The sequence below is a fragment of the Actinoallomurus acaciae genome (genome assembly GCF_042429965.1).
Taxonomy (GTDB): Bacteria; Actinomycetota; Actinomycetes; order Streptosporangiales; family Streptosporangiaceae; genus Actinoallomurus; species Actinoallomurus acaciae.
The window spans coordinates 1-8992 of sequence record NZ_JBHLZP010000342.1; the positions used below are offsets into that span (position 1 = coordinate 1).

At 71.5% G+C, this 8992-nt stretch carries 10 protein-coding genes; 2 read left to right on the forward strand and 8 right to left on the reverse strand.

Annotation, left to right across the window (positions count from 1 at the left end; all coding sequences use genetic code 11):
• Window positions 1-904 (forward strand): apolipoprotein N-acyltransferase (gene lnt, locus ACFFNX_RS33485; RefSeq protein ID WP_378209874.1); only part of this gene is annotated, 904 nt, incomplete at its 5' end.
• 75 nt (window positions 905-979) lie between these two features.
• Entirely contained in the window at window positions 980-1474 is a 495-nt protein-coding gene (locus ACFFNX_RS33490) for a DUF3145 domain-containing protein (RefSeq protein ID WP_378209875.1), read from the forward strand.
• Window positions 1475-1656: 182 nt separating this feature from the next.
• On the opposite strand, the gene ACFFNX_RS33495 is transcribed toward ACFFNX_RS33490, so the two are convergent.
• The 8 genes from ACFFNX_RS33495 to ACFFNX_RS33530 all read right to left on the reverse strand — a co-directional run.
• Window positions 1657-2769, reverse strand: coding sequence for a hypothetical protein (locus ACFFNX_RS33495; protein ID WP_378209876.1), 1113 nt, complete (start codon window positions 2767-2769; stop codon window positions 1657-1659).
• Window positions 2770-2779: 10 nt separating this feature from the next.
• Window positions 2780-3376 carry an RNA polymerase sigma factor gene (locus ACFFNX_RS33500; RefSeq protein ID WP_378209877.1) on the reverse strand — a complete coding sequence of 199 codons (597 nt, stop codon included), beginning with the start codon at window positions 3374-3376 and terminating at the stop codon, window positions 2780-2782.
• A gap of 215 nt (window positions 3377-3591) precedes the next feature.
• Entirely contained in the window at window positions 3592-5040 is a 1449-nt protein-coding gene (locus ACFFNX_RS33505) for an acyl-CoA carboxylase subunit beta (protein ID WP_446678542.1), read from the reverse strand.
• A complete protein-coding gene (fabF, locus tag ACFFNX_RS33510; protein ID WP_378209878.1) occupies window positions 5037-6299 on the reverse strand; it encodes a beta-ketoacyl-ACP synthase II in 1263 nt (420 codons plus the stop codon). The genes ACFFNX_RS33505 and fabF overlap by 4 nt, the downstream gene beginning before the upstream one ends.
• Before the next feature lie 44 nt (window positions 6300-6343).
• Complete coding sequence (locus tag ACFFNX_RS33515) at window positions 6344-6598, reverse strand: acyl carrier protein (protein ID WP_378209879.1); 255 nt, start codon at window positions 6596-6598, stop codon at window positions 6344-6346.
• A gap of 56 nt (window positions 6599-6654) precedes the next feature.
• Complete coding sequence (locus ACFFNX_RS33520) at window positions 6655-7620, reverse strand: beta-ketoacyl-ACP synthase III (RefSeq protein ID WP_378209880.1); 966 nt, start codon at window positions 7618-7620, stop codon at window positions 6655-6657.
• Complete coding sequence (locus ACFFNX_RS33525) at window positions 7617-8546, reverse strand: ACP S-malonyltransferase (RefSeq protein WP_378209881.1); 930 nt, start codon at window positions 8544-8546, stop codon at window positions 7617-7619. The genes ACFFNX_RS33520 and ACFFNX_RS33525 overlap by 4 nt, the downstream gene beginning before the upstream one ends.
• Window positions 8547-8626: 80 nt before the next feature.
• Window positions 8627-8992, reverse strand: a 366-nt coding sequence (locus ACFFNX_RS33530; protein WP_378209882.1) for a PucR family transcriptional regulator, incomplete at its 5' end; no start/stop codon positions are given.

An 8992-nucleotide genomic window follows, 5' to 3' on the forward strand; every position in this document is an offset into this window, starting at 1 on the left:
GCTCGTGCAGCCGGGCGTCATGGTCGGCGCGGACACGCGTTTCGACGCGGGGGAGCGGATCACGGCCGTGCTGCCAAAGGTCGACCTGGTGGTCTGGGGCGAGAGCAGCGTGGGCTTCGACCTGCGCCGGCGGCCCGACCTGGTGGCCCGGCTGGCCGCCCTCGCCCGCGCGCACGGCCCGCTGCTCGTCAACGAGGACGCGCGGGACGCCGGCGGGCGGATCTCCAAGAGCGCGGTGCTCATCGGGCCGGACGGGGAGCGGGCCCGGTACGTCAAGAACCGTCTCGTGCCCTTCGGCGAGTACATCCCGCTGCGGACCACGCTCGGCTGGCTCACCCACATCAGCAAGGCGGCCAAGCAGGACCGCGTGCCCGGCACGGGCGTCGTGATGATGCACGCGGGCCTCGTCTCCTTCGGGCCGCTGATCTGCTTCGAGTCGACCTTCCCCGACCTGGCCCGCACGGTCGTGAACCGCGGGGCCCGCGTCCTGGTGTACGAGTCGGCGACCTCGACGTTCCAGAACAGCTGGGCGCCGCCGCAGCATGCCTCGCTCGGCGCCGTACGGGCGGCCGAGACGGGGCGGCCCGCGGTGCAGGCGGCGCTGACCGGGGTGTCGGCCGCGTTCGACGAGCGAGGGCGGCGGATCGCCTGGATGGACACGCCCCGGCGGGGTTCGGTCGTCGTCGAGGTGACGCCGGCGCACGGCCGCACGCCGTACGACCGTCACGGCGACTACGTGCCCTGGCTCGCCCTTGTGATCGTGGCCGGAGCCGGGCTCCGGGCATGGCGGGGAACCAGGAAACCCGGCGTCGTCCAGGGTGTCCGTGGAAACACGCACAATTCATGCTCAGTCCGCAGGAACGGCATGCGGTCTGGTGCGAGTGATGAGCATGAGGCACAATGACCATGCGGTCATTCGGTCCCGTCTGGCGCGAGGACGTTGGGGAAGACGAACCTCGCAACGCTCCCAGGAGGTCCGGTGTCCGCACGTGGCGTTTTCTACGTCCACTCAGCGCCGCCTGCGCTGTGCCCTCATATCGAGTGGGCCGCCGCAGGCGTACTCGGTGTGCCCGTCTCACTGCCGTGGAGCGATCAGCCCGCGGCACCAGGGACGATGCGCACCGAACTGTGCTGGGAAGGTCGTTCCGGCACAGCGGCCGGCATCGTGTCGGCGCTGCGCGACTGGCGCCTGCTGCGCTTCGAGGTGACCGAGGACGCCACGCCCGGATGTGACGGCGTCCGCTACAGCGTGACGCCCTCCCTCGGCGCCTTCACCGCCGTGATCGGCGCGAACGGCGACGTCCACGTGCCCGAAGACCGCCTGCGCGCGGCGATGGCCAACGCCATGGCGGGCAAGGCGACCTTCGAGCACGAGGTCGACCGGCTCCTCGGCAAGCCGTGGGACGACGAACTGGAGCCCTTCCGCCGCGCCGGCGACGGAGCACCGGTCCGCTGGCTGCACGCCGCGGGCTGAGCATGTACGTGACCGGGTGACCGGACCGAAGCGGCCTGCCGTCGGGCCGCTCCGGCCGGAGCCGGCCGTCCCACGCGCGGGGAGCGACACGGGGACGCGCCGTCGTACGGGCACCCGTCAGCGCCCCGGCCGGGCGTGGATGCCGCCGGTACCTCCCGGAAGGGCGGTACCGGCGACGAGGATCAGTTGATCGGGTTCGTGGTCCAGTTCGCCTGGTCGGTGCCGAGAACCGTCAACCTGCTGAACAGGCCCGCGATCCCGCCCGCCTTGTTCACCTTCGCCAGAACCGCGCCGGACGCGTCGATCTGGACGTCGAAGCCGTTGACTCCGTACACGTACAACAGGCCGGGTGCCTGGTAGGCGGGGTATCCGCGCAGCTTCGTGTTGGGGCGGGGATTCCCCTTGATGGGCGCGCCGGGCTTGTCGGCGACGCCGGTGCCGATGGTGCCGTCCGACTTGGTGACGCTGATGCCCAGGCTGGACGACGGTCCGCCGGCGTCGTACCCCACGATGGCGCCGACCTGCCCGTACGCGCCGTTGTTGAGCACCGTCCGATCCGGGCTCAGCCCGCCGGGCACACCGCCGACGTGCAGGGGCATGGCGATCGGCCGGCCGCTGCCGAACGTCGCGGCCGCGGCGATCCGGTACGCCGTCCTGGTCAGCTCGGCGCGGTCCCCCCGCAGCCCGTCGGCCTGGAGGTCGGCCCAGGAGCCCGGGGCGTACTGCCAGCGAAGCTGGAACGACGACTGTCCGGACGGGTCCGGTTCGAAGACCCAGTAGGCGTGGTGGCCGTTGACGGACCTGGCGGGGATCCGCCTGGCCGGGACACCTCCGGGGAGGTATCCCAGGAACGGCTCCTTGCCGCGTTCGTACGCGGTGAGGGTCACGGTGGCCCCGCGCCTCCCTCCCTGGGCGGTGGTCTGGAAGAACTTCTCGTGCTGATGGTCGGCGACGTAGCCGTTGGCGTGCAGGCCGTCCGGCAGCCAGCCGAAGGCCGCGCGTTCCACCAGCGGGTCCGCGTACTTGGCCGACTCCGCGGCGGGGGAGCTGTGCAGCGTGATGGGCGAGCCGCCGACCTGGGTGGCCACGGCCACACCGGCGGCGACGACGGCCACTCCGCCGGCGAGGAGCATGCCCCGTACGCCGCCGAGACGCCGGCCGGCGCGCGCGGTGCGCCGTGCCGCGGAGGGGGAGTCGATGGCCGCGAGCAGACGCTCCCGGCCGGTGTCCAGACGCTGCTGCGACGGGATGGGGGCATCGGCGCGCATCGTGCGCACCAGATCCAGGTCGTTCACGATAGGTACCTCAGCCTTCATCGCCGACGAACAGGGGGTTTTCGGTGCCGAGCGCGGCGCGGATCCTCTTTCGGGCCCGATGCAGCCGTGACCGCACCGTTCCCACGGAGGTGCCCAGCGCCTGGGCCGTCTCCTCATAGGACAGATCGGCCCAGGCGACCAGCAGCAGGACCTCCCGGTGCGCCCGGCTGAGACCGGCCAGGGCCACCGCGAGCGACCGGTGCATCCCGGCGGCGGTCAGCCGGTCGTCGGCGCCGTCCAGTTGACCGCCGTAGGCCTGGGCCACGGGGTCGACGCCGCTGCGGGCGAACGCCCGCAGCATCCGGGTCTCCCTGCGATGGTGCTGGGCCATGACGTTGGCGGCGATCCCGTACAGCCATGGCCGGGCGTCCGGGCGTTCAAGGTCGTAACGTCGGCGTTTCTCGAACGCCCGGTAGAACGTCTCGGCGGTGACGTCATCGGCGAGATCGTCACCCAGCCGGCGGGCGACGTAACGGATGATGTGGGGCGCGTGCCGCTCGTACAGCACGGCGAACACCCCGGGCACCTGCCAAGACTGCTCGATAACAGCGGCGTCACTCACGCCCTGTAGCGTCGTCACAGTCATACGGCTCCTGTCTCTTGCGGCCGGTGAGCCGGCCGAACGCGGTGTGCGCTTCACCCGCTTTTCCCCGAATCCGCGATCGGGTTCCCCGGAGCGGGACGCGAAGGCTCGGCCGGCTTATCGGCGATCGGGCCAGGAACCCGAAACGCCCCGTCCAGGACGAACCTGGACGGGGCGTGCCGTGTATGGCGGTCTCCGGGCCTTGGCCCGGTCCACCTCTAGAGAGGGATGTTGCCGTGCGCGCCGCGGGCCGGGGTGGCCTCGGCGATCGCCTGGGCGATCGCGCGGCGGGTCTTCGCGGGCTCGATGACCTCGTCGATGACGCCGATGTTCTGCGCCCGCTCGAGGCCGCCGACGACCTTCTCGTGCTCGGCCGCGAGCTGCTCCTCCAGCGCGTGGCGCTCCTCCTCCGGCACGGCGGCCAGCTTGCGCCGGTGCAGGATGCGGACCGCGGCGACCGAACCCATCACCGCGACCTCGGCGGTCGGCCAGGCGAAGACGCGCGTCGCGCCCAGGGCGCGGGAGTTCATCGCGATGTACGCGCCGCCGTACAGCTTGCGGGTCACCAGCGTCACCCGCGGCACGACCGCCTCGGCGAACGCGTGCAGGAGCTTCGCCCCGCGCCGTACCACGCCGTCGTGCTCCTGGCCCACGCCCGGCAGGTAGCCGGGGACGTCGACCACCATGATGAGCGGCACCCCGAACGCGTCGCACATCCGGACGAACCGCGCCGCCTTCTCCGCCGATGTCGCGTCCAGGCAGCCGCCCAGCCGCATCGGGTTGTTGGCGATGATCCCGACCGTACGGCCGCCGAGGCGGCCCAGCGTGGTCGTGATGTTCGGCGCCCACTTGGGGTGCAGCTCGATCGACTCCGAGCCCTCGTCGAGCAGGCCGGCCACGATCGGCTTGACGTTGTAGGCACGCCGCGGGTTCTCCGGCAGGATGCCGGACAGGTCGACCTCGTCCACCTCTTCCGGGCGCAGCCGGCCCTGGTGGCCGAACAGCGACGCGACCCGGCGTGCCTTGAGCAGGGCCTCGGCGTCGGTCTTGGTCACGATGTGCACGACGCCACTGCGCTTGCTGTGCGGCTCGGGGCCGCCCAGCGCCGCCATGTCGACGTCCTCACCGGTGACCGAGCGGACGACGTCCGGGCCGGTCACGAAGATGCGGCCGCCCTCGGACAGGATGACGATGTCGGTCAGCGCCGGGCCGTACGCGGCCCCGCCGGCCGCGGCGCCGAGCACGACCGAGATCTGCGGCACCACGCCCGAGGCGTGGGTCATCGCGGCGAAGATCCGGCCGACACCGTGCAGCGACTCGACGCCCTCGGCGATGCGGGCACCGCCGGAGTGCCACAGGCCGATGATCGGCAGGCGCTCGCGCACCGCGTGGTCGTACGCGTGCACGATGTGCTCACAGCCCACCGCGCCCAGAGCGCCGCCCTGGACACGCGGGTCGCTGGCGAAGGCCGCGACGGGCATGCCCTCGATCCGGCCGACGCCCGCGATGGCGCCGCTGTCGTCCTCTTCGGTGAGGAGCCGCAGGGACCCCTCGTCGAAGAGCGCCTCCAGGCGGACGCGCGGGTCCCGTGGGTCCGGCGCGGCCTCGGCCTGCTGGGGGATCTCCTCGGCCGCCGAAGCGGGGGTACGACTGTCGACAACGGTCACGACTCATGCCTCCTAAAGGCGACGCACACGTTGTGGCCACCGAAGCCGAACGAGTTGTTCAGTGCTGCGGCGGGGCCGCCGGGCAGCTTCCTCGGCTCCCCCTGGGCGATGTCGAGGTCGACTTCGTCGTCGAGATCGTCGATGTTGATGGTCGGCGGGACCAGACCCTCACGCAGCGCGAGCAGCGTGGCGATCGACTCCACCGCGCCGGTGCCACCGAGCAGGTGCCCGGTCATCGACTTGGTACTCGTCACGACGATCTGCCCGGCCGCGTCGCCGAGCGCCTTCTTGATCGCCTTGATCTCGCCGACGTCACCGATCGGGGTGGACGTGCCGTGCGCGTTGATGTGGACGATGTCCCCGGGCTCGAGACCCGCGTCGGCAAGCGCGCGCCTCATGGCCTTGGACATGCCGTCCGCGTCGTTCTGCACGATGTCGTTGGCGTCGGCGGAGTACCCGACCCCGGCGGCGATTCCGTAGATCCGCGCGCCGCGCGCTCGCGCGTGCTCCTCGGACTCGAGAATGACGATGCCCGAGCCCTCGCCGAGCACGAAACCGTCGCGGTTCTTGTCGTACGGCCGCGACGCGCGTTCCGGCTCGTCGTTCCGCGTCGACATGGCGCGCATCGACGCGAACGCGGCGAGGTTGAGCTGGTGGATGGCCGCCTCGGTGCCACCGGCGATGACGATGTCGGCACGGCCGGATCGGATCATGTCGATGCCGTAGCCGATGGCCTCGGCGCTGGAGGCGCACGCGCTCGCGAGCGCGTGCGCACCCGCACGGGCGCCGAACTCGATGCTCACCTGGCCGGCGGCGCCGTTGGGCATCAGCATCGGCACGGCGAACGGCGAGACGCGCTTCCAGCCCTTCTCCCGCAGCGTGTCGTAGTTGTCGAGGGTGGTGATGATGCCCCCGATGCCGCTGGAGACGACCGCGCCGACCCGGTCGCCGTCGACCCGGAAGCCCTCCGCCGACTCCTCATCGCCGAACGCGAGGCCGGCGTCGCGCCAGGCCTCGTGCGCGGCGATGATGGCGAACTGCTGGCACCGGTCGAGGCGGCGCAACCGGTGCCTGGGCAGGACCTCGGAGGGTTCGACCGCGATCCTCGCGGCGATCTGCACCGGCAGGTCCTTGGCCCAGTCCGCCTCGATCGGCTTGACGCCGGAACGGCCCGCGAGCAGAGCGGACCAGGTCGACGCCACGTCGCCGCCGAGTGGCGTGGTCGCGCCCAGTCCGGTCACGACGACGGAGGTACTCATTCGGTCACGCTCTCCCTTGGTGGTCTCGTCGCTGGATGTGCCCTTCAGGCGGAGACGCCCTTGCCCTGCACGTAGACGACGACGTCCTTGACGGTCTTGAGGTTCTTCAGCTCGTCGTCGGGGATCTCGACGCCGAACTCGTCCTGCGCGGCGACGGCGATCTCCACCATCGACAGCGAGTCGATGTCGAGGTCGTCCACGAACGACTTCTCGGGGGTGACGTCGGCCGCCGGCACACCGGCGATCTCCTCGATGATCTTGCCGAGGCCGCTGAGGATCTCCTGGTCGGACAATGCCATGGTGTTATTACTCCTCTGAATCGGGTTGTTACTGCGGGTGAGTGAGGAACAAGGGGCTACGGGATCTCGACGACCTGGGCCGCGTACGTCATGCCGGCGCCGAAACCGATCAGCAGGGCGGGGGCACCGGACGGCACGTCGCCGCGCTCGATGAGCCGCGAGAGGGCGAGCGGGATCGAGGCGGCCGAGGTGTTGCCGGCCTCCACGATGTCGTCGGCGACGATCGCGTTCTCCGCCTTGAGCTTACGTGCGATCGCCTCGACGATGCGCAGGTTGGCCTGGTGGGGCACGAAGGCCGCCAGCTCCGACGGGGCGACGCCGGCGCGGTCGCACGCCTCCAGGGCCACCTTGTGGAGATTCGTGGTGGTCCACCGGAACACGCTCTGGCCCTCCTGGTAGAGGAAGCCGTTCCGGTCCTTGATGAAGATGCGGTCGGCCATGTCGCCGGCGCTGCCCCACACGACCGGCCCGACCGAGGTCTCCTCGGACGGCCCGACGACCGCCGCGCCCGCGCCGTCGGCGAAGATGATGCAGGTGGAACGGTCCGTCCAGTCCACCCACTGTGACAGTTTCTCCGCGCCGACCACGAGCACGTTGCGCGCGGAGCCGCCGCGGATCGCGTCGGAGGCGGTGGACAGGGCGTAGCAGAAGCCCGCGCACGCCGCGTTGACGTCGAACGCGCCCGGAGAGACGATGCCCAGACGGGTGGCGACCTGCGCCGACGCGTTGGGGATCTGCGCCTCCTGGGTGCAGGTGGCCACGACGACCAGGTCGATGTCGGCCGGGGACAAACCGCTGTTGGCGAGGGCCTTGCCGCCCGCCTGCACGGCCATGTCGACCACCGATTCGTCGGGCCCGGCGATCCGCCGCTGCTTGATGCCGACCCGGCTCTGGATCCACTCGTCGTTGGTGTCGACGGTCTTGGCGAGGTCGTCGTTGGTGACGACGTTGGACGGCTGGTAGTGGCCGAACGCGAGGATGCGCGCCCCGGGGGCGCCGGTACGGAGCTGGAAGGACGTCACGCGTTCTCCAATGTGTCGTCGCTGGGGCTGGCATCGGCCACGGCGCGTGCCTGGTCGAGTTTGTCCGGCGTCTTGAGTGCGACCACCTCGACACCCGGCAGCGCACGCCGAGCGATACCGGCGAGAGTCCCGGCCGGCGGAAGCTCGATGATGGCCGTGACGCCGAGGTCCGTCATCGTCTCCATGCAGGAGTCCCAGCGCACCGGGGTGCTGACCTGCTCGGCGAGACGGGCGACGAAGTCTCCTCCACGCCCCACGACGGCGCCGTCGCGGTTGGACAGCACCTGTATACCCGGGTCGGCGACGGGCATGCCCGGCGTGATGCGCCGGAGCGTGTCGACCGCGGGCTCCATATGCACGGTGTGGAAGGCGCCCGCCACCTGGAGGCTGCGCAGCCGCGCACCGGACGGCGGCCGGTCCTTCAGCGCGGCGAGCTGCTCCAGCGTGCCGGCGGCGACGACCTGTCCGGCGGCGTTCATGTTCGCCGGGGTGAGGCCGTGCTCCTTCAGGACCGTCTGCACCTCGTCGGGGTCGCCGCCGAGCACCGCGGTCATGCCGGTCTCGGTGACGGCGGCCGCCTCGGCCATGGCCCGGCCGCGCTCACGGGCGAGGACGAGCGCCGCCTCGGGGGAGATGACGCCGGCCATCGCGGCCGCGGCCAGCTCGCCCACACTGTGGCCCGCCACAAGGCCGGGCTTCACGCCGAGCACCTCGTACGCGATGAGAGCGGCGCCGACGAGCAGCGGCTGCGCGACGGCGGTGTCGCGGATCTCCTCGGCGTCGGCGGTCGTCCCGTAGCGGATCAGGTCGAGCCCGGTGACGGCCGACCACCAGGTGAGGCGTTCGGTCACCCCCGGGAGCTCGAGCCAGGCCTCGAGGAATCCGGGTGTCTGGGCGCCCTGCCCGGGCGCGGTGATGGCGAGCACGCATCCCACAGTGCCTCGTGGGGATGCGCTGTGTTCATGCGGTGAGATACGAACTTGGGGCGGCCCGCCTTGTGAGGGTCCTACAAGTTGGCCGGACGCGACACGAAGCGGCCGAGCACGAGCGCGATGCGCAGCGTGAAGGCGGCGCGGCCGTCGGCGGGTACGTAACCGGTCAGCTCAGTGACGCGTCTGAGCCGGTAGCGGACGGTGTTGGGGTGGACGAACAGGAGCCGTGCGGTGGCCTCCAGCGACGAGCCCTGCTCCAGGTAGGTCGTCAGCGTGTCCAGCAGCGGGGCGCCGGCGTCGCGCAGCGGTTCGTAGACCTCCTCTACAAGAAACGCCCGCGCGTCCTGGTCGCCGTCGAGCGCGCGCTCGGCCAGCAGCGCGCCGGCGAGCACCGGCCGGGGAGCGTCCGGCCAGCCGGCCACGGCCTGCAGCCCGGCGAG